Annotated in this window: 18 protein-coding genes; 11 read left to right on the top strand and 7 right to left on the bottom strand. The window is 38.0% G+C overall.

What is annotated here, in order from left to right:
- Positions 1–98 precede the first annotated feature (98 nt).
- The 3 genes from J3U91_RS06230 (at position 99) to J3U91_RS06220 (ending at position 2776) form a co-directional block, all read left to right on the top strand.
- The gene (locus J3U91_RS06230; protein ID WP_002818722.1) at positions 99–896 is read left to right on the top strand and encodes a DUF4111 domain-containing protein; all 798 of its coding nucleotides are present in this window, start codon (positions 99–101) and stop codon (positions 894–896) included.
- Between the two features lie 160 nt (positions 897–1056).
- Positions 1057–1731: a hypothetical protein gene (locus J3U91_RS06225; RefSeq protein ID WP_002818723.1), complete on the top strand. Its 675-nt coding sequence runs from the start codon at positions 1057–1059 to the stop codon at positions 1729–1731.
- Positions 1732–1924: 193 nt separating this feature from the next.
- Positions 1925–2776 (top strand): aldo/keto reductase, encoded by an 852-nt coding sequence (locus J3U91_RS06220; RefSeq protein ID WP_002818724.1) that lies wholly within the window; start codon positions 1925–1927, stop codon positions 2774–2776.
- Positions 2777–2839: 63 nt separating this feature from the next.
- Here J3U91_RS06220 and J3U91_RS06215 read toward each other — a convergent pair whose 3' ends face one another.
- The 6 genes from J3U91_RS06215 to J3U91_RS06190 all read right to left on the bottom strand — a co-directional run bounded on the left by J3U91_RS06215 (position 2840) and on the right by J3U91_RS06190 (position 7880).
- Positions 2840–4135, bottom strand: a complete 1296-nt coding sequence (locus J3U91_RS06215) for an NRAMP family divalent metal transporter (RefSeq protein ID WP_002818725.1) — start codon at positions 4133–4135, stop codon at positions 2840–2842.
- A gap of 146 nt (positions 4136–4281) precedes the next feature.
- Positions 4282–5049, bottom strand: a complete 768-nt coding sequence (locus J3U91_RS06210; protein WP_002818726.1) for an energy-coupling factor transporter transmembrane component T family protein — start codon at positions 5047–5049, stop codon at positions 4282–4284.
- 20 nt (positions 5050–5069) lie between these two features.
- Entirely contained in the window at positions 5070–5948 is an 879-nt protein-coding gene (locus J3U91_RS06205) for an energy-coupling factor transporter ATPase (RefSeq protein ID WP_002818728.1), read from the bottom strand.
- Complete coding sequence (locus J3U91_RS06200) at positions 5924–6766, bottom strand: energy-coupling factor transporter ATPase (RefSeq protein WP_002818729.1); 843 nt, start codon at positions 6764–6766, stop codon at positions 5924–5926. Before J3U91_RS06200 ends, J3U91_RS06205 begins: the two co-directional genes overlap by 25 nt.
- Positions 6767–6803: 37 nt before the next feature.
- A complete protein-coding gene (locus J3U91_RS06195) occupies positions 6804–7403 on the bottom strand; it encodes an ECF transporter S component (protein WP_002818733.1) in 600 nt (199 codons plus the stop codon).
- Positions 7404–7469: 66 nt separating this feature from the next.
- A complete protein-coding gene (locus J3U91_RS06190) occupies positions 7470–7880 on the bottom strand; it encodes a hypothetical protein (protein ID WP_002818735.1) in 411 nt (136 codons plus the stop codon).
- A gap of 355 nt (positions 7881–8235) precedes the next feature.
- On the opposite strand from J3U91_RS06190, the gene J3U91_RS06185 reads away from it, so the two are divergent.
- The 3 genes from J3U91_RS06185 to J3U91_RS06175 all read left to right on the top strand — a co-directional run bounded on the left by J3U91_RS06185 (position 8236) and on the right by J3U91_RS06175 (position 10794).
- Positions 8236–8796, top strand: coding sequence for a GNAT family N-acetyltransferase (locus J3U91_RS06185; RefSeq protein ID WP_002818739.1), 561 nt, complete (start codon positions 8236–8238; stop codon positions 8794–8796).
- Between the two features lie 128 nt (positions 8797–8924).
- Positions 8925–9878, top strand: coding sequence for a DMT family transporter (locus tag J3U91_RS06180; protein ID WP_002818740.1), 954 nt, complete (start codon positions 8925–8927; stop codon positions 9876–9878).
- 94 nt (positions 9879–9972) lie between these two features.
- Positions 9973–10794, top strand: a complete 822-nt coding sequence (locus tag J3U91_RS06175) for an HAD-IIB family hydrolase (RefSeq protein ID WP_002818741.1) — start codon at positions 9973–9975, stop codon at positions 10792–10794.
- Between the two features lie 119 nt (positions 10795–10913).
- Here the strand turns inward: J3U91_RS06175 and J3U91_RS06170 are convergent, their stop codons facing one another.
- Entirely contained in the window at positions 10914–11540 is a 627-nt protein-coding gene (locus J3U91_RS06170; protein ID WP_002818742.1) for a hypothetical protein, read from the bottom strand.
- Positions 11541–11738: 198 nt separating this feature from the next.
- On the opposite strand from J3U91_RS06170, the gene metK reads away from it, so the two are divergent.
- The 5 genes from metK (at position 11739) to J3U91_RS06145 (ending at position 21065) form a co-directional block, all read left to right on the top strand.
- Positions 11739–12905 (top strand): methionine adenosyltransferase, encoded by a 1167-nt coding sequence (metK, locus tag J3U91_RS06165; RefSeq protein WP_002816583.1) that lies wholly within the window; start codon positions 11739–11741, stop codon positions 12903–12905.
- A 225-nt stretch (positions 12906–13130) separates the two neighbouring features.
- Positions 13131–15563, top strand: a complete 2433-nt coding sequence (gene leuS, locus J3U91_RS06160) for a leucine--tRNA ligase (protein ID WP_002818743.1) — start codon at positions 13131–13133, stop codon at positions 15561–15563.
- A 267-nt stretch (positions 15564–15830) separates the two neighbouring features.
- A complete protein-coding gene (locus J3U91_RS06155) occupies positions 15831–17498 on the top strand; it encodes a peptide ABC transporter substrate-binding protein (RefSeq protein ID WP_002820578.1) in 1668 nt (555 codons plus the stop codon).
- A 140-nt stretch (positions 17499–17638) separates the two neighbouring features.
- On the top strand, positions 17639–19303 hold the full coding sequence (locus J3U91_RS06150; RefSeq protein WP_002820931.1) for a peptide ABC transporter substrate-binding protein: 1665 nt from the start codon (positions 17639–17641) through the stop codon (positions 19301–19303).
- A gap of 97 nt (positions 19304–19400) precedes the next feature.
- A complete protein-coding gene (locus J3U91_RS06145) occupies positions 19401–21065 on the top strand; it encodes a peptide ABC transporter substrate-binding protein (protein WP_002820931.1) in 1665 nt (554 codons plus the stop codon).
- Positions 21066–21138 lie beyond the last annotated feature (73 nt).

The raw sequence follows: 21138 nt of genomic DNA, 5'->3' as shown, positions 1-21138 counted from the left end.
AAAATAATCTTCTAACTTTTGCTAGTAATTCAAAGTATATTCCAAAAGGAAGATAGTAGATTTTTTTCTATTTGATCAGTTTATATTTATGATTCAAAATGTTTGATATTATTTTTTTAATGGCAAGAACTGACGAACTATTATCTTTGCTGAAGGTCGGTTATGAAAAGATCCTGGCAGGAAATTTAATTGGGATTTATTTGCACGGTTCTTACGTTTTTGGCTGTTACAACGAAAGAATCAGTGATCTTGATTATATAATTGTTGTTAAAGAAGCCTTATCCTTTGATAGCGAAAAACGATTAATGGAATACACTCTTGATTATTTATGGCCTTTATCACCAGAAAAAGGGCTTGAATTTCATGTATTGCTTTTAAGGGACACATTAAATTTTAAACAGCCATTGGCATTTGATTTCCATTTTTCTAAAATGCATTATGACGAGTATTTGAGGGACGGCAAAAGTTATATTAAGCGAATGCGAGGAAAAGATCCCGATTTGGCCGCTCATATTATGGTCATTAATAATTTTGGCCAAGTCTTAAGCGGCAGTAAAATTAAAAATGTGTTTAGCCGGGTTCCAAGCGAAATATATTGGCAGAGCATACTTTACGATGTCGATTCGGCCAGAACTGAAATAATCAGTCAACCGATGTATGTAATTCTCAATCTTTGTCGGGCCTTGGCGTATAAAAAAGACCATTTGATAACCTCGAAACTGTCCGGAGGATTATGGGCTTTAGAAAAGATTCCAAAAAGATTTTCTAGGCTTATCCAACGATCCCTTAGCGAGTACCGTAGCCAAAATCCGATTTTTGTCGGTCGGAAATATGGACAGGCAGAACTTGAGGAATTTGCTGTTTACATGTTGAAAAGGATTGATAACAATCAATAGTGATCTTTTTAATAATCACTTAGTAAATATCTGAATTGATTCACTTTAAACCTTATAATGAACTTAGTCATTCCAATTCTGGAAGGGATTTGCAATTGGCTGAAAAATATAGAAGGATTTGGTTTTTTAAACTTTATTTTTAATATCGTTTAAGCAAAAAATGGAAAAAGTATTTGTTTTAACACTTGTTTTATCGTTATTTTTTTTGATAGTTTTAGCAGTCAGTACGACAATGCTAATGCTTAAAAAAAAGAGCAAAGTTATTTATATAACATTGCTTTTTTCGTCGATCCTTTTTTTATTTTCCGCCGTTGCTTTGACATTCAGTACGATTGGATTTAAAAACGAGCTACATAAAGAACGCTTAATTGAGAAAAAAAAGGATCGAAAGGAAAAAGTATCAACAGCTAAATCTTTGGCTGTAACATATCAAAAAATGGCCGTTGAAAGTGCGTACGAATCAACGCAGGGATCAGGAAAAGCAAGCAGGGCAATCTATCAAAGTTGGCAGAATTTTCCTAATGGAAACAGCGATAATAATCAGATAAGCAGCTTGGTCAACAGTGCGATGAAATCACAGATCAGAAACATTACTTTGGCTCAGGCCAACTTGGTTGATGCACAGCACAAATTGTTTCTTTTAAAAAAATTGCATGAAAAGTTTAGCCGCATTTCATATATCACTAATAAATATGCTTCGACAAAAAAAATTGTTGATCAGGCGAGCGAACTATATAAGCTCTCTACTAAGCCGAACAGAAGTTTTTCCGAGTGGACTGAAAGGGTTGATTATTTAAAGACGAATATCAATGAAGAATACCAAAAGCTTCATTGATTTTTTATGTAATTTTCTTATTTTATTTTTTGGTGTTAAAATTAAACGCGTTTATTATTAATAGTAAGTAAATTACAAATTTAAACTTAATTTTAAATTCTTTTTAATAAAAATATTTTTTTATTTCATTTATTAATTTATTCAAAGAATTAAAATTAGTTTATAAAGTTGTAAAAGAGAGGAGAAAGTTTATATGGTATTATCGCGTTCCGTTCCAAATATTGTTTTAAATGATGGCCATTCATTGCCGGCAATCGGTTTGGGGACTTATTTAGTCAGAGGCGGCCAAGGGGTCGATCAAATTTTGTCTGCTATTGAAGACGGCTATCGTTTGATTGATACATCGACCAATTATGATAGCGAAGGAGCTGTTGGCGAGGCCATTCGTCGTTCGGGTATTCCTCGTTCCGAATTTATAGTTACTTCTAAGCTACCTGGAAAATATCATCATTATCAAGATGCTCTGATGATGATTCAGGAATCTATTTTTCGGATGGGAATAGATTATCTGGATCTTTACCTAATTCATTGGCCCTTGCCGAAACGGGACCATTATGTCGAAGCTTGGAAGGCTTTGGTTGATGCCCAGAAACTCGGTTTGATCCGTTCGATTGGTGTTTCTAATTTTCTTCCTGAACATCTAGACCGTATTATCAATGAAAGCGGCGTTACTCCGGCTGTCAATCAAATTGAAGTTCATCCTTATTGGGTTCAGGAAGATATGCTTGCTGCTAATAAATCACGCGGCATTGTCAGCGAAGCTTGGAGCCCACTTGGAAGGGGCAGTGCAGCTCTTAAAGAAGATATTATTAAAAATTTGGCTGATAAATACGGTAAAAATACTGGCCAAATTATTCTTCGTTGGCATACCCAGCGGGGAATTATACCCTTGCCGAAAGCTAGTAGTCTAATTCATCAACGCAGCAATATTGATATTTTTGATTTTTCTCTAACCTCATCCGAAATAGAGCAAATCAATGCTTTGAACCGTTCTGATGGCCGTGTTGATGGACAAGATCCTAATACTTACGAAGAGTTTGATTAGTATTCGTTTTTACTTTTACACATCCTAGTAAAATAAACCCAGCATTTTTATGCCGGGTTTTTATTACCAAAGATTGGTTGCTGGGCCAATCATATATAAGCCAAAAATCATTACTAAAAGGCAAAGAATCGTAACGAGCCACTTGTAAAAGCCGTGCATACGATATTTGTCTGGAAGTGCCTTTGCTTCTAATGCCAATAAAAGACCAAGGACAATTGGTAATAAAAGAGCGTTCATCACTTCGACAGTTATTGCTAAAGAAACAAGACCGACATTTGCTAGGACCAAAACTGCTCCGATTATGTGAGCGAGAGCATAAATTGCATAGAAGCCAAAATTTTTCTTATTCAAATGTTCGTTAAGGCTGTGTTTCCATCCAAGAACCTCGGTTATTCCCCAAGTACCTGCTAAAGCGACCACGAGAGCTGCGACCAAAGATCCGCCTAGCATACTTGCACCGATTAAAGTTTTAGCCTGCCAGGAACCGATGAAGGGTACCAGGGCATGAACAATTTCTCCAACTGTGTTAAGTGAGGGATGCTTACCCAGCCGACCGATAGTCGCCGCAAAAGTGACTACGACGACAATCATGATTCCTTGAGTGATTAAAGTTCCGACAGCTGTATCATGGCGCTCCTTTTTTATTGTCTTTTTGCTCAAACCTTTATCAACAACTGCTCCCTGCTGATAAAAGATCATCCAGGGTATGATCACTTCGCCCACATTTGCCGCAACTAAATATATGTAAGATGGTTCTCCTAATGGAATTGAAGTCAAACCTGACAAAAGTTCGTTCATCTGGGGATGAACCATTACCATTGCAACAACAAAGGCCAGTTCTGCCAAGCCAACGATGATACCGACTTTTTCAACTCTTCTGTAACTTCCGCTAAAAGCGATTCCAACAAGAATTATTGTCGCTATCGGGATCGTAATCCATTTCGATATACCAAATAATTCACCAACGCCTGCCACACCGACGAATTCGGTTAAAAGGGCACCGACTACCGAAAGCGCTAGAGTACCAGCTGATAAACAAGCCCAACCAAAACCAAAATTTTCCCGAATCAGTTCCCCATGACCTTTTCCTGTAACGATTCCAAGGCGGACCGTCATTTCTTGGGCCATATACAAAATTGGAATTAAAAGCAATTGGGGCAGCACCATTGTATAGCCCCATTGTGCTCCCGATTGGGCTGCTGTTATTAAACAGCCGGCGTCTGTGTCGGCTAGCATAACAATTAAGCCGGGACCCCAGACTTTTAAGAAACCACCCTTTTTAAGTTCTCTTTTTCCACCCTTTGTTTTTGCGCCGAGATTGATTCTTGTTTTTGTTAAAGGCTTGCTTTTTAAATCCATTATTTTTGTTTTTCTTGTCCTTTACGAAAGTCTGTAGAAAACAATTATAGTGTCGATTTAAAAAAACAAGATCTATAATCTTAACATTGATTAAATATCCATAATTACATATATAAATCACAATCTCCTTGTAACAAACCATTGGCTTATTTTTTTGTTATTCCGAAGAAAATTAACAGAAACAAGAGAAACAGGATAATCAAGGTATCTCTATTCTTCCATTTCATTATTCTAAATTTTGTCCTATTTTTTCCATCGCTGTATCCACGCATGATCATGGCGGTTGCCAAATCCTCTGCACGTCTAACCGATGCGATAAAAAGCGGCATCAAAATTGGGACAATTGCTTTGATTTTTTTAGCGATCGATCTGCTGTTTAGCGAGGATCCACGTGCTTTTTGGGCATCACTGATAGTTGAAATTTCCTGAAGCATTGTTGGAATAAATCTCAATGCTATTGAAAGAGTCAGCACGATGTCGTCAACCGGTAATTTAAATATTTTTAATGGTCGAATTAAATATCCGACTGCATCGGAAATTTGAATCATTGAAGTTGTGAGAGTGAAAAGTGTTGCAATTATAATTGCCAGCGAAAAGCGAAAAAAAGTCAATGAAGCGATTTTGGCTCCAAAGGAAGTGATTCTAATTGGACCAACTGAAAAGAGCTCTTCGCCATTATTTGCAAACAGCAATTGAAGTATTGCCGTGAAAGCAATCATGATTAAAAAAAATCTTATTCCGCGAAAGAAAAAGAGTAGTTTAATTTTAGATACCAATAAAATCAGCAAGCATATCAATCCGAGAATCAAAGCGGACAAAGGTTCGTTTGCCAAAAAACTAATAATTATTATTAAAGTCGCAGAAATCAGTTTATCTCTTGGATCGAGTTTATGTATAAATGAGTCGCCGGACACATATCTTCCAAATATCATATTTATAAAATTCTCGTTTTTTTCTTTTCCTCAAAAATTTTTTTAAGGAAATTATTGAAACTCTTTTCATTAATCGGCAAAGAACCTTTGAAATCTACACCTCTCTCAAGTAAAAATTCCGCAAGAACCGTTGTTTGCGGAGTCTCAATTCCTAAAGCACTGGTTATTTCTTTATTCGAGAAAATTTTGTTTGGAGAAGCCTGTTTGATTACTTTTCCTTTGCTTAGAAGAATGACCTCTTCTGCGTAATCGGCAACGTCCTCCATTGAATTGCTAACTAAAATAATCGTTGTGTGCTCTTCTAATTGAAGTTTTTTGATTAGTTTCGTTATTTCTTTTTTTCCGATGAAATCCAAGCCGGCAGTCGGTTCATCAAGTACTAAGATATCCGGTTTAACTGCCAAGACGCCAGCTAAAGCGACTCTGCGCATCTGCCCGCCGGATAATTCTAGAGGTGAACGATTTAAGAATTCGTCATTTAAGCCAACTTTTTTCAAGCTTTCTCTAGCAATTTTTTTTGCTTTTTCTTTAGTTGTTCCAAAATTTATTGGTCCAAACTCAATATCGTGTTCAACTGTATCAGCGAATAATTGTTGCTCGGGAAATTGAAAAAGCATTCCGACTTTTCTTCTCAGATCACTTAACTGACTTTCTTTGATTGACGAAGTGATTGTAAGGTTGCCAATTTTTACTTCGCCGGAACTTGGTTTTAATAAACCATTTAAATGTCGTATCAAAGTTGATTTTCCGCTACCGGTTTTTCCGATTATAGCCGTAAAAGAGCCACTCTCGATTTTTAAATTGACATCTGTCAGTGCCTTGAATTGAAAAGGTGAGTTCGGCTGGTAAATATAATCTACATTTTTGAATAATATTTCCATATTTTATTGGCTACCATTTCCTTTGATTCATAATCGTTTGGCAAAATTATTCCTAATTCGAAAAGTCTTTTTCTGACCCTCTTTGTAAAAGGGACTTCAAGTCCAAAAGACTCGAGTTTTTCATCTTCGATCAGAATTTTCGCAGGTTTTCCCTCCAATTTCTTTTTGCCGCCGTCTATTATTATGACTTGATCCGACTGTTCGATTTCTTGAATGTCGTGAGTGATTGCTATCACGGTAATTTTGTATTGAGAACGTAATTTTTGAACCAATTTTAGTAGACTTTTTCGGCCTTTTGGGTCGAGCATACTTGTTGCTTCATCCAAAATAATGATGTCCGGTTGCAATGCAAGTACACTTGCAAGAGCAACGCGTTGTTTTTGTCCTCCTGATAAGCTATTCGGTTCGCGATTAGCGAATTCAATCATTTCAACGTCTTTTAATGCCGAATCGACTCTTTCAATCATTTCATTTCGTTCAATGGATTTATTTTCTAGGCCAAAAGCCACATCGTCTTGAACTGTCGGACCGACAAATTGATTGTCCGGATTTTGGAAAACCATTCCAATATGTTCTTTGATCGAAGCGAAGTTTTCTTGGTTTACTTCTTGATCGAATATTTTAATTGAACCTTTGGAACTATTCTCCAAGAGACCTGCAGCTAATTTAATTAAAGTCGTTTTGCCACTTCCGTTACGGCTAAGAATCGAGAGCCATTTTCCTTTTTCAACGGACAAATTAATCTTTTTTAACGTTTCCTTTGAATTATGGCGGTATTTAAAAGATAAGTTTTTTATTTCAAGAGCTTTATTTGACAAAAAATCCTCCACTAAGATTAAATTTTTTGAAATTTGTTTATTCGTCTTTATTGAGGTAGCGTTCCAAAGGAAGAGAAATAATCGGTGTAATAATCGAAGATAAAATCGCTTCTGGGATACCGTTTGTAGCAATGACCAACAATAAAAGGCCGCCTAAATATTTTGGGTCCGAAACACCGTAGGCGTGTGCAACTGCAGGAGTACGGTAAAAAATGTAAATTAGTCCAAGAACTAATATGGTATTCGTGAGTGCTCCAATCAATCCCGAGAGAAACATGGCAATCGTTTTTTTTAATTTTAATTTATTTAAAACGATAAACAAATAGCCGGCAATTATTCCGACTATAATTCTCGGAATAATTGCTATTAAAGGGTTTGTAAAGATCAAAGGTTCAACTGGACTGGATGGTGCGGTAAAAGCTTTGATGCAGGAAAGAATTCCCCAGACCGCGCCGACTATTCCTCCATCGACCGGTCCGAAGACGACTGCAGCTATGATAACTGTAATCTGAATAGTCGTTAAGCTTAAGGGACCGACCGGTATGTAGCCGAGTAGGGGCACAAAATTCTGAATAATGATAAATGCAATAAAGAGTGCCAGGATTGATATTCGAAATGCCTTTGTTTTATGTATCATAATTAAACTCTCTTTTTAAAAAGTATCTTATCGTACGAATGTGGTTCAGTATTTTTGGCCAAAATTTTAAGGATGATTGACAAGATGATAGCGGCGTCCACACCATATTTGATAAGTTAGTAAAAATATTCCCAACAGGCCGGAAAAAATGCCCAGATACATAAATGAATAATCATTAACGCGACTTGTACAAATAATTACCAATATAGTGTTACTTATGTAACTGCTTATCACGTAAATCGATCGAAAAGTATTATTTAAATAAACAAATAAACAAATTGCTTGAAAAACATTCAGTAAAGCAACCGTAATCGATCCGTATATCGATATCATCAACATATTTCCATCCATTTTCGAAATGGGGTAGTTTTCAATGTCGTCAAGCATCAAGACCATCGTAATTATCATTGCAATTGTTGCGATTAATCCTTTCTTGATAAGCAAAAACAATTGCAAAAAAGGTTTTCCATCATACATATCTTTTATTATCCTAAAAAATCCTCTTTCTTTTTCTTTTTATACATAAATTAACTTTATCTTCGTTTTATCTCTCTTTATTTTCTTTTAATCTGTCAATTGAATAATTAAAACTGTTCCAAAGGACAAGTTGTTAAAAACAAATCCCGACGAACAACTCTCCAATAATAAAATATTCCTTCCAAATAAATTAAAAACTCTCTTCATAATAATTAATCCCAAAAAACGCCACCCCAAAGGCGTTTTTATTTTGACCAAATCATCTGTTTCGGGGCCTTTGTTAATATTATATTTAAAAATAAGTAAAAAATAATTTGACAATTTCCAATAATTGTCTAAAAAGAGGAAATAATCTTTGCTAATTGAAAAAGCTAATCAAACTGACCAGCTAAAAATACTTAATTTGGAGGGACGGATATTTCATGATATGGAAATTAAGTTATTAGATGAATTCCAACTGCTTGAGGCTTATTATTTGGCCTCCCAAGAGGATCGCCACACCCGCTATCATTTTTCAAAAGCTCTGGTTGCTCGCGATAATCAAAAAGTCGTTGGAGTTCTTTTTGGTTATCCGGGAAAAGACGAGTTTACTTTTGATCATACTTTACAAAAAATTCTTGCTAAGAAGTATAAACAAAATAGAATAGTTTTCCCCGACCGAGAAAGTTTTGATAATGAATGGTATATCGATTCTATTTCCGTTGTTGAAGATTTTCGCGGTTTGGGAATCGGAACAGAACTTTTAAAAGCGGCACGAAAAACGGCGATTCAAGAAGGGGAACTGCTTTTGGGATTAAATGTCGATTTTAGAAATACCAGGGCTCTAAAACTTTATCGGTCTTTTGGTTTTAGGATAATCAGCGATCTTATGATTTCCGAACACAAATATCATCACATGCAGTTTCAATTGACGTAAATTCTTTTATGGCATCGGGTTATTTTAATATTTTCTCGTTAAGATATGCACCGTCTTTTTAATCAATGCTAGAATGACAGAAGCTTTCCCTTTTGAAAAGTAAGCATTAAAGATTAGGAGTACATAAATTGTTTGCAGTTATTATTGGTTTGTCTATTGGGATCGGCCTGCCAATGCAAACGGCGATTAATTCCCGTTTGCGTAACGCTTTTTCTTCACCGTTGCTTTCATCGATGACTTCATTTACGATTGGGACTATTTTCTTGGCACTTGTTGCCTTATTAATTACTCATTCGCTGGAAATTGGTGTTGATCTGATTAAAAATCAGCCTTGGTGGATTTGGGTTGGCGGTTTACTTGGCGTTATTTATCTGACTGGAAATATCCTTCTTTTTCCGCACCTTGGTGGGGTTCAGACTGTTATTATGCCAATTGTCGGTCAAATTATTATGAGCATGTTGATTGATAATTTTGGTTGGTTCTATTCACCAACCCACGCTCTCAATATAATCCGTATTTTAGGAGCTCTTTTGGTTTTACTTGGCGTTTTTTTGGCTATCTCTGCTCAAAAGTTATTTTCCGCCCGTAAAGAAATAATTTCTGATAATTCTCTTTTGCAGAATTCCAACCGAAATTCTCAATGGTTTTGGAGAATAGGCGGCATTGTTACCGGGATGTTCAGTGCATCGCAAACGGCTATTAATGGTCATTTGGGAACTGTCTTGAATTCAGCGGTTAAAGCTGCTTTTGTTTCTTTTTTGATTGGATCGATTGCTCTTTGGATAATTGTCGCGGTTGTTGAACATGGTTATCATTTTGCACCGGCTTTTAATCGGAAATTCCCTTGGTGGATCTGGATTGGTGGTTTAATTGGTGCACTTTTTGTTCTCGGAAACGCATACTTGGTTCCATTGATCGGCACTGGTTTTACGGTCGTTATTGTCCTGCTTGGCCAGATTACCGGCAGTATGCTGGTTGATCAGTTTGGTTGGTTTGCTGCTAAACGGAATCCGATCGTTCCTCTTCAGGTTCTTGGAATTATTTTAATGGTTATCGGAATTGTCTTAATTAAACTATTTTAATTTCTTGTGTGGGAGTTAATCGTTTTCTATTCGTCTTAAGTCTTTATTTAGACGTATGTTAAAATTGTTCGAGGTAATTTTCTGGAGGGCTGACATGGATCTAAAAGTAATTGCAAGTGATATGGATGGCACTTTTCTACGTGACGACAAAAGCTATAATGTCGATCGTTTTTCCGAGCAGTTAGCAGAAATGAACCATCGCAATATAAAATTCGTAGCTGCTTCCGGAAATAAAATTTCACATTTGAAAAAGATTTTTGCGCCTGTTTTAAAAAAAGGCCTAAAAATTAGCTATGTTGCTTCAAATGGCGCCGCTTCCTATGATTATGATAAATTGGTGCATGCGGCTTTTCTTTCCGATCAACAGATTCAAAAAGTGATTGATTGGAATGCTGAGAATCCTGACTCCGATAATAATTTCGTTATCTTGACCGGACTGAAGAAATCTTATGTTTCTAATCATGCAACGCCAGAATTAATAAAAGAAATTTCTGAATGGTATCACGACATCGAACAGATTGATAAATTAATGGAAAGCAAAGAAAAAATTCTTGAAGTTACTTTTCTTTGGAAAAATGTCGATGTCGCCAAGCAGGTCGACCGTTTGCGGCGGGTTTTTGGAGACGAAGTCCATTCTACTGGTTCTGGTTTTGGCAATGTCGACGTCTTGGCGGCTGATGCCAATAAAGCAACCGGCTTAAAGTTTCTTCAAAAGCGTTGGATGGCAACCGACCAACAAATTGTTACATTTGGTGATAATGAGAACGATTTGGAAATGTTAAAAAAATATCCGAAAAGTTATTTGATGATCAATTCGGATATTTCAATGCAAACAAAAATAAAATTAAAAACCAGACTTGATAATAACCATGATGGTGTTTTGGACGTGATTGATAGTTTATTAAAGGAAAATTAGTTAAGCATTTATTTGAAACATTGCCAGGCAAATTGAGAACAACATTATCAACGAGAAAAAAGGTAATCGATATTTTTGGCGAAGAGTCAATTTATTTAAAAATAACCAGGTTAATACGATTAGAATAATGTTCCCAAAAACCAAAGATTGTGGTCGTTTATAGAGCAAATGACTATTAAGGCAGTGCCACTGACCAAACCGATCAAGAATTTTTGGATTTTTGATGAAATAAAAATTCCGGCCAGAAAAAAAGTGAATGTCAAGGTCAACAAAAGCAGGCTGTTCAGAAAATCCTTTGTCAGCCGACCTTTTTGTAGGTAGAGAAGTACTGATGGCAGAACAAAACCAGCCATAAAACTAATATCCAGCAGGCCGTAAATAGATATTAAATGTAATTTTTTCAAGGGCAGTAGAATTAAAAAAACCGGAAATAATAACAACAAAAGCATGATCTTCCAATTTTGCTGGTTGCCAATGTAGTAGGCGACAGCTAAAGCGACGGAAATTGGAATTAATTGCCAATGAGTTGAAATAATTTTGTTTAATCCGATAAAAATGCTTACTGATAGGCTTATTGTATATAACAAACTTAATTCGCTTTGTTGTCCTTGACTAAATAAATTTTCTAGATTGCCATTGATATTTAAATAAAGCCACCAAATGAAGTTGAAAATAGCGGTTGTTAGGGAAATTGAAACTATCAAAAAAGATCGATCGCTTGTCTTTTTTACAGGAATATCATTCATATTCTGCAATTATAAAATAGATTCGCTACAATTTAATTAACAATTGCAGTTAAAACCTATTCAGAGCGTAGTGAGGGATACCACCCGATGAGCTACCGGCAACCTGCTTTTTTGCAAGGTGCCCCAGTGGTAAGCGATGGGTCTAAGCCTAAACAGACTCCTATCGGCCTGTTTTTGTTAGAAAGTGAATTTTGATTTATGAAAAAGTTTTTTACGAGTGAGTCGGTCGCGATTGGTCATCCAGACAAAATTGCTGATCAGATTGCGGACGCCATTTTAGATGAGGTTCTAAAACAGGACCCTCTAGCGAGAAGTGCGATTGAAGTTACCGTCTCGACCGGAGATGTTTCTATCTTTGGTGAATTATCAACGAAAGCTTATGTCAACGTTAGGGATGTTGCCACTGATACAATTAAAAAAATCGGTTACATTGAACCAAAATTGGGTTTTACCTATGATTCTGTAAATGTTTCTAATAAAATTGTCGAGCAGTCAGCAGAGATTTCAAGTGCTGTCGACCAAGCAGAAGACGACCCTGATCAAATCGGAGCTGGTGATCAGGGAATTATCTATGGTTATGCAAATAACGAGACCAGCGACTATATTCCCTTGGCGCTGCAGCTTTCTCACAAGTTGATGAAACAGCTTAAAACCGTCCGTGAGGCGGGTGACTCGAACAGCTACTTGCGTCCCGATGGAAAAGGAGAGGTTTCTGTTGAATATGGGGACGATAATCGTCCAAAACGTATTTCGGCAGTTGTTCTTTCTGCACAGCACATCGAAGGAATCGAATTGGAAGATTTGCGGGCCCGCATCAGCGAAGATATTATTGCTCCTGTATTGCCGACAGAATTGGTCGATGAAAATACAAAATTTTTCATTAATCCGTCTGGATTATGGTCCTTGGGCGGTCCACAAGCCGATTCTGGTTTAACCGGCAGAAAAATAATTGTTGATACATACGGTGGTGCTGCCCATCATGGCGGCGGAGCTTTTTCCGGTAAAGATGCTACAAAGGTCGACCGCTCAGGTGCCTATTACGCGCGTTACGTTGCTAAGAACCTGGTGGCAGCCGGTTTAGCCGATAAACTGGAAATTCAGGTAGGCTATGCAATCGGTGTCGCTCGGCCGGTTTCGATTGATTTAGATACTTTCGGAACAGAGAAAGTATCAATTGATAAAATTTATTCTATTGTCGATCAGGTTTTTGATTTTCGGCCTTTATCAATTATTAATCAGCTTGATTTACGGCGTCCTATTTACTTGCAAACAGCTGCTTTTGGTCATTTTGGCAGGTCCGATTTGGATCTTCCTTGGGAGAAGCTCGATCAAGTTGAAAAAATTAAAGCTCTTTTGGCAAATTAAGTTATAATAAACACAATTAGTAGTAGTAGATATAAGGTTTTTACAGAAAGCAAACGTTTGATGCGAGTTTGCAAAATCTTGATTCGAACTCGGCTGATAATTTTAATTAATTAATCTATATTGAGTGCGCTTTAGCGAATTCAGGTGGTACCGCGGAAATCCGTCCTGTTGTTTTTACAGGCGGATTTTTTTGTCCATCAACTTAGAAATAAAATGGGAGATTTTATGAGTTACGATCACAAAGCAATTGAAAAAAGATGGCAAACCTATTGGGATGAACACAAAACATTCAAAACGGCTCCGGAAACTTCCGGAAAACCAAAATATTACGTCATGAATATGTTTCCCTACCCATCGGGACAAGGTCTACATGTTGGCCATCCTGAATCCTACACAGCCACCGATATTATGGCTCGTTTTAACCGGATGCGTGGTTTCAATGTTTTACAGCCTATGGGTTGGGATGCCTTTGGCCTTCCTGCCGAACAATACGCGATTAAAACCGGCCACAATCCGGCTGATTTTACAAATGAAAATATTAAGCATTTTAAAAAGCAGGTTAAATCACTTGGTTTTTCTTATGACTGGGACCGGGAAATAAATACGACCGATCCAGAATATTACAAATGGACTCAGTGGATTTTCGAACAACTTTATAAAAAAGGCCTTGCTTACGAAGATGAAATTATGGTCAATTGGGCGCCTGATTTCCCTGGTGGTGGAATAGTTGTCGCCAATGAAGAAGTTATTGACGGCAAAACCGAACGTGGCAGTTATCCGGTATATCGTGTTCCGATGAAACAGTGGGTTTTAAGAATTACTAAATATGCCGAGCGTCTGCTTTCCGATTTGGATGATCTTGATTGGCCGGAAGCAATTAAAGAGCAGCAGCGGAATTGGATAGGAAAATCAACCGGTGCAGCGGTATTTTTTAAAGTTGATGGAAAAAGTGATTATCAAGTAGAGGTCTATACTACTCGCCCAGATACCTTATTTGGAGCCTCTTATATGGTTTTGGCGCCTGAACACGATTTAGTTGACAAGATTACAACTAGCGAATGCAGGGCGGATGTTGACGCTTATAAAGCTAAAATTGCTTCCAAATCCGATTTGGAGCGAACTGATCTTAATCGGGAAAAAACCGGCGCCTTTACCGGCGCCTATGGAATTAATCCGGTTAATGGGGAAAAAATACCGATTTGGATTGCTGATTATGTCCTATCAAGTTATGGGACCGGGGCGATAATGGCTGTTCCAGCTCATGATACGCGTGATTATGAATTTGCTAAAAAATTTGATTTACCGATTAGGCAGGTGATCAAGGGTGGCGACATTTCCAAAGAAGCCTTTACTGGCGACGGTACTCATATAAATTCCGCTTTTTTGGATGTCTTGGATAAAAAACAAGCGATTGAAAAGATTATTGATTGGCTAGAAGAACACGATGCCGGCCATAAACAGGTTAATTACAAACTTCGCGACTGGATATTTTCCCGTCAACGTTACTGGGGCGAACCAATTCCTGTTATCCATTGGGAAGATGGCAAGCAAACACTGGTTCCGGAAAGCGAGCTGCCCTTACGGCTGCCACATTTAAACCAAGATCAAATGAAACCATCCGGTACCGGCGAATCACCGCTGGCTAATGCTAAGAGCTGGCTGGAAGTTACTCGCCAAGATGGAGTAAAGGGTCGTCGTGAGACAAATACAATGCCCCAGTGGGCCGGTTCTTCCTGGTATTTCTTAAGATATATCGATCCACATAATGATAAAGTTCTCGCCGATCCAGAAAAATTAAAGTATTGGATGAATGTCGATCTATATGTTGGCGGAGCGGAACACGCCGTTTTGCATCTGCTTTATGCTCGTTTTTGGCATAAATTCTTATATGATCTAGGTATTGTACCGACTAAAGAGCCTTTTCAAAAGCTTGTTAATCAGGGGATGATTCTCGGAACCAACCATGAAAAAATGTCTAAATCAAAGGGCAATGTCGTTAATCCAGATGAAATAGTCGACTCTTATGGTGCTGATGCTTTGCGTGTTTATGAAATGTTTATGGGACCTCTAACCCAGTCAAAACCTTGGAGTACCGAAAGTTTAGCTGGTATAAGGCGTTATTTGGACCGTGTATGGCGAATCTTCACCAGTGACGGTGATGGTATTAATCCGATAATTGTTAGCGAGAACGATCATAAGCTTGACAAAATTTTCAATCAAACTGTTAAAAAGGTAACCGAGGATTATGCAGCAATGCGCTTTAATACAGCTATTTCGCAGATGATGGTTTTCATCAATGAAACTTTTAAGGCTGAAAAACTACCAAAAAAATATATGAATGCCTTTTTGCAACTGCTTAATCCGGTTGCTCCGCATATAACCGAAGAACTTTGGCAGCGAATGGGTCACCAGGAAACAATTGCTTATGCTACCTGGCCAACTTACGATGAAAGTCAAATTATTGAAAAACAGATTGAAATGGCTGTTCAGATCAATGGGAAAGTTAGGGCAAAGATCAATACACCTGTTGATATCTCTCGTGATGAGTTGGCAAAAATGGCAACAGATAATCCAGATGTTAAAAAACAAGTTGCCGATAAAAACATTGTTAAAATCATTGCAATTCCTGGGAAAATTATTAATATAGTTGTCAAATAATTTTTTAAAATATTACAAATAAAATTGTTATTTTTTTATTTTTTAAAATGATTATATTTTTTATTTAAAATTGTAATAAAAGTGCTTAGAACTACAAAAAAGCCGATTATACCGGCTTTTTTATTTCATTTTTAAGTCTAAAATCCGAATATTCTTGTCAATAAAGCTAACATATAGCTTGATTTTAAAGTCAAATAGAGCATATAATAACGCAATTTTATTTTCATTTAATTATTTGGTGAAAAGGAAGGAGAAGGAGTTTTATTAATGGCAAGAAAGAAAAAAATGTCTACTAGCAAAAAAGTTGCTATCGCGGCTTTAGCGCTTGTGATAGTTGTCGGTGGCATTTTTGGATCTAGTGCGCTGCTCAAGAACAGTTCATCTAATACAAATGTGTTGAATGAATATCTTGGGGAAGATATGACGACTCAGGATTTGTCACAGATGACGGACAGTTATGCATTTTTGGTTGCAGCCAATTCTCAGGAAGGATTGCTTTCTCGAAAGAGCAATGGTTCGCCAAAAGCTGGTCTTGCTAAAAGTTGGTCACATTCCAAAGATGGATTGACTTGGACTTTTCATTTGCGTAAAGGATTGAAGTGGTCGAATGGCGATAAACTAACGGCTTCTGATTTTGTTTATGCCTGGCAAAGAACAGTTAACCCAAAGACCGCAAGTCAGTACGCTTACATCTACTCTGGAATTAAAAATGCCGACGCAATTAATTCCGGCAAGGATAAGGACTTAAGTTCTTTGGGAATCAAAGCAAAAGGGGAAAACACTCTTGTGGTGACATTGTCGCATCCAATGCCTCAATTTGAAAATTTAATGGCTTTTCCAGTTTTCTTCGCTCAAGATGAAAAATTTGAGAAGGGTCTCGGTAAGAAAGTTGGCACGAGTTCTTCCAAACAGGTTTACGATGGTCCCTACAAATTTGTTGGTTGGAATGGTTCCAACAAAAAGTTCAAATTGGTTCCAAACAAGAACTATTGGAATGCTAAGGCAGTCAAAAACAAGGGTGTCGATTTTCAGGTTATTACCGATCCAACTGCTACCCTGGCAACGTATAAAAAGGATCAATTGGATTCGGTTTCTTTAACCACTCCTGAACAAATCAAAAAATATAAGAGTTCTAAAGATTTGAAAATTTACAACTCGTCGGAAACCTTATACATGGAATACAACCAGACTGGCAAGGTCAAAGGCCTAACCAATGCTAAGATTCGTGAGGCTTTAAACTTGGCAACTGATCGTAAAGGAATTGCAAAGTCAGTTTCCGAAGGTCTTGATTCAGCGGCTACTGGGATTACTCCAGCCGGTTTGGCACTTACTTCAACTGGTGGCGACTTTGCCAAAGCCGCAGCCAAAGCAACCGCTTATGCCTACAACATTAAAAAAGCGAAGAAACTGTTTGCCGAAGGCATGAAAGAAGCCGGCTTGAAGAAAATGACTTTGACGGTTGAAGGCACCTCGGATTCAACTACTTCGAAATCTACTTTGGATACAATTCAGCAAACTTGGGAACAATTACCCGGTTTAACAGTAAAAGAGAAATTTGTTCCCTTTAAACAACGTTTGCAAGATGCGGCTAATGGCAATTTTCAAGTTATATTGACTGATTGGATTGCTGATTACGCCGAAGCTACTACTTTTCTCGGTTTGTTCACTTCTGATTCGCCTAATAATGACGGCAAATGGGTTAGTAAAGAATATGACCAAGCAATTAATGCTGCAGAGAGCAAAGACGCTTTGAATAGCAAGGCGAGAATTGCCGATGAAGTTAGGGCAGAAAAGATTCTCTATCAGAATTCCGCTGTTAATCCTGTTTATTGGGTTAACTCACCGGTTCTGACGAATCCGAAAGTCAAAGGCATCCTCAATTTCTCTTCTGGCGCGGGCAGTTATTACATGCATGCCTATATTTCAAAGAAATAGATTGAGAAATTGATCGGAAAATCCGAAGATTGTTGTCAAAAAAACTAACATCTTGCTTGATTTCCGAAAAGATTAGCGCATATAATAATTCAGTTTTATTCTCATTTAATTAATTAATGAGACGGGAGGATAATTTACTAATGGCAAGAAAGAAAAAGATGTCAACGGGCAAAAAAGTCGGTATTACCGCTTTAGCGGCCGTGATTGTTATTGGCGGAGTTGCGGGATATGCAACTTTAGGCAAGAAGTCGACCACTTCCAATGTTTTGAATGAGTATTTACCGGTTGATATGACAACTCAGGATTTGTCACAGATGACTGATAGCTATGCATTTGAAGTTGCAGCCAATGTCCAACAGGGACTACTTTCCCGGACATCCAGCGGCGCACCGAAAGCCGGTCTCGCTAAAAGCTGGTCACATTCCAAAGATGGTTTAACTTGGACTTTCCATTTGCGCAAGGGCTTGAAATGGTCAAACGGAGATCCACTAACTGCATCGGATTTCGTGTATGCCTGGCAAAGAACGGTTAATCCAAAGACGGCAAGTCAGTATGCTTATATTTATTCCGGAATTAAAAACGCTGATGCGATTAATTCCGGCAAGAATAAGGACTTGAGTTCTTTGGGAATCAAAGCAAAGAACAAAACAACTTTGGTTGTCACCCTAGAACACCCAATGCCTCAGTTCCAGAACTTAATGGCCTTTCCAGTCTTCTTCGCACAAGACAAGAAGTTTGAGTCGAGTTTGGGAAGCAAGGTTGGTACAAGTTCTTCCAAACAGGTTTACAGTGGTCCTTATAAATTTGTCGGTTGGAACGGTTCCAATAAGAAATTTAAGTTGGTTCCAAACAAGAACTATTGGGATGCCAAGGCAGTTAAAAACAAAGGTGTTAATTTCCAAGTTGTGACTGATACAACGGCTGCTCTGGCTCTTTACAACAAGGGCGAACTTGATCAGGTAACTTTGTCTACGCCACAGCAGATCAAGAAATATAAGAATTCTAAGAATTTTAAGATTTATAATCAATCTCAAACAGATTATCTTGAGTACAACCAGACTGGCAAGGTCAAAGGCCTAACCAATGCTAAGATTCGTGAGGCTTTAAACTTGGCAACTGATCGAAAGACCATTGCTAATTCGGTTTCCGAAGGTCTTGATTCAGCGGCTACTGGGATTACTCCAGCCGGTTTGGCTAAAACTGCCACTGGTGGCGACTTTGCTAAAGCCGCAGCCAAAGCAACCGCTTATGCCTACAACATTAAAAAAGCGAAGAAACTGTTTGCCGAAGGCATGAAAGAAGTTGGCTTGAAGAAGTTGACTTTGACAATTGAAGGATCATCGGATTCGACAGTAACTAAGTCGACGCTTGATACCCTGCAACAGTCATGGTCAGAATTACCTGGTTTGACAGTTAAAGAGAAGTTGGTTCCATTCAAACAACGTTTGCTTGATCAGGAAAATCATAATTTCGACGTTGTTCTAGCAGCTTGGAGTGCTGATTATTCTGAACCATTAACATTCTTGAATATGTTCGTTACTGGTGGTTCTAACAATGATGGAAGCTGGTCGAACAAGGAATACGATGCACTTATTAAGAGCGCTTCCGATAAAAATGCTTTGAGTGATACCAAGCGTACTGCTGACGAAATCAAAGCCGAAAAAGTTCTTTATCAAAATGCAGGTGTTAATCCTGTTTTCTGGGTAAATGCAGCGACACTTTCGAATTCAAAAGTTAAGGGTGTTCAATACTTCTCATCTGGTGCTCCTTATTACTTCTGGAACGCTTATCGTTCAAAGAAGTAAAGGATTCAGATGATGAAATACTTGCTCCTTTAATTTGAGGCGAAGCAAGAAATGGGAATGATGAAATGAATGAAGAGTCGAAGGAGAGAAAAAATTAATGGCAAGAAAGAAAAAGATGTCAACGGGCAAAAAAGTCGGTATTACCGCTTTAGCGGCCGTGATTGTTATTGGCGGAGTTGCGGGATATGCAACTTTAGGCAAGAAGTCGACCACTTCCAATGTTTTGAATGAGTATTTACCGGTTGATATGACAACTCAGGATTTGTCACAGATGACTGATAGCTATGCATTTGAAGTTGCAGCCAATGTCCAACAGGGACTACTTTCCCGGACATCCAGCGGCGCACCGAAAGCCGGTCTCGCTAAAAGCTGGTCACATTCCAAAGATGGTTTAACTTGGACTTTCCATTTGCGCAAGGGCTTGAAATGGTCAAACGGAGATCCACTAACTGCATCGGATTTCGTGTATGCCTGGCAAAGAACGGTTAATCCAAAGACGGCAAGTCAGTATGCTTATATTTATTCCGGAATTAAAAACGCTGATGCGATTAATTCCGGCAAGAATAAGGACTTGAGTTCTTTGGGAATCAAAGCAAAGAACAAAACAACTTTGGTTGTCACCCTAGAACACCCAATGCCTCAGTTCCAGAACTTAATGGCCTTTCCAGTCTTCTTCGCACAAGACAAGAAGTTTGAGTCGAGTTTGGGAAGCAAGGTTGGTACAAGTTCTTCCAAACAGGTTTACAGTGGTCCTTATAAATTTGTCGGTTGGAACGGTTCCAATAAGAAATTTAAGTTGGTTCCAAACAAGAACTATTGGGATGCCAAGGCAGTTAAAAACAAAGGTGTTAATTTCCAAGTTGTGACTGATACAACGGCTGCTCTGGCTCTTTACAACAAGGGCGAACTTGATCAGGTAACTTTGTCTACGCCACAGCAGATCAAGAAATATAAGAATTCTAAGAATTTTAAGATTTATAATCAATCTCAAACAGATTATCTTGAGTACAACCAGACTGGCAAGGTCAAAGGCCTAACCAATGCTAAGATTCGTGAGGCTTTAAACTTGGCAACTGATCGAAAGACCATTGCTAATTCGGTTTCCGAAGGTCTTGATTCAGCGGCTACTGGGATTACTCCAGCCGGTTTGGCTAAAACTGCCACTGGTGGCGACTTTGCTAAAGCCGCAGCCAAAGCAACCGCTTATGCCTACAACATTAAAAAAGCGAAGAAACTGTTTGCCGAAGGCATGAAAGAAGTTGGCTTGAAGAAGTTGACTTTGACAATTGAAGGATCATCGGATTCGACAGTAACTAAGTCGACGCTTGATACCCTGCAACAGTCATGGTCAGAATTACCTGGTTTGACAGTTAAAGAGAAGTTGGTTCCATTCAAACAACGTTTGCTTGATCAGGAAAATCATAATTTCGACGTTGTTCTAGCAGCTTGGAGTGCTGATTATTCTGAACCATTAACATTCTTGAATATGTTCGTTACTGGTGGTTCTAACAATGATGGAAGCTGGTCGAACAAGGAATACGATGCACTTATTAAGAGCGCTTCCGATAAAAATGCTTTGAGTGATACCAAGCGTACTGCTGACGAAATCAAAGCCGAAAAAGTTCTTTATCAAAATGCAGGTGTTAATCCTGTTTTCTGGGTAAATGCAGCGACACTTTCGAATTCAAAAGTTAAGGGTGTTCAATACTTCTCATCTGGTGCTCCTTATTACTTCTGGAACGCTTATCGTTCAAAGAAGTAAATAAATATTTTTTAGGAAATCCGGTTAATTCCGGTTTTCTCGTACATATGAAACTTATAGAAAAGTGAAGGAA

Origin of the sequence: Oenococcus oeni, assembly GCF_020510245.1 — a bacterium.
Classification (GTDB): domain Bacteria; phylum Bacillota; class Bacilli; order Lactobacillales; family Lactobacillaceae; genus Oenococcus; species Oenococcus oeni.
The sequence above is the reverse complement of the archived record's forward strand: the minus strand, read 5'-3'. Positions and strand labels throughout refer to the sequence as shown.

Bases quoted from the DNA above. Each gene is read 5' to 3' on its own strand.
- J3U91_RS06145 (WP_002820931.1), top strand. From the start codon at position 19,401: ATGGCAAGAAAGAAAAAGATGTCAACGGGCAAAAAAGTCGGTATTACC.
- J3U91_RS06190 (WP_002818735.1), bottom strand. From the start codon at position 7,880: ATGTATGATGGAAAACCTTTTTTGCAATTGTTTTTGCTTATCAAGAAA.
- J3U91_RS06230 (WP_002818722.1), top strand. From the start codon at position 99: ATGTTTGATATTATTTTTTTAATGGCAAGAACTGACGAACTATTATCT.
- J3U91_RS06195 (WP_002818733.1), bottom strand. From the start codon at position 7,403: ATGATACATAAAACAAAGGCATTTCGAATATCAATCCTGGCACTCTTT.
- J3U91_RS06155 (WP_002820578.1), top strand. From the start codon at position 15,831: ATGGCAAGAAAGAAAAAAATGTCTACTAGCAAAAAAGTTGCTATCGCG.
- J3U91_RS06150 (WP_002820931.1), top strand. From the start codon at position 17,639: ATGGCAAGAAAGAAAAAGATGTCAACGGGCAAAAAAGTCGGTATTACC.
- J3U91_RS06225 (WP_002818723.1), top strand. From the start codon at position 1,057: ATGGAAAAAGTATTTGTTTTAACACTTGTTTTATCGTTATTTTTTTTG.
- leuS (WP_002818743.1), top strand. From the start codon at position 13,131: ATGAGTTACGATCACAAAGCAATTGAAAAAAGATGGCAAACCTATTGG.
- J3U91_RS06175 (WP_002818741.1), top strand. From the start codon at position 9,973: ATGGATCTAAAAGTAATTGCAAGTGATATGGATGGCACTTTTCTACGT.
- metK (WP_002816583.1), top strand. From the start codon at position 11,739: ATGAAAAAGTTTTTTACGAGTGAGTCGGTCGCGATTGGTCATCCAGAC.
- J3U91_RS06220 (WP_002818724.1), top strand. From the start codon at position 1,925: ATGGTATTATCGCGTTCCGTTCCAAATATTGTTTTAAATGATGGCCAT.
- J3U91_RS06215 (WP_002818725.1), bottom strand. From the start codon at position 4,135: ATGGATTTAAAAAGCAAGCCTTTAACAAAAACAAGAATCAATCTCGGC.
- J3U91_RS06205 (WP_002818728.1), bottom strand. From the start codon at position 5,948: ATGGAAATATTATTCAAAAATGTAGATTATATTTACCAGCCGAACTCA.
- J3U91_RS06170 (WP_002818742.1), bottom strand. From the start codon at position 11,540: ATGAATGATATTCCTGTAAAAAAGACAAGCGATCGATCTTTTTTGATA.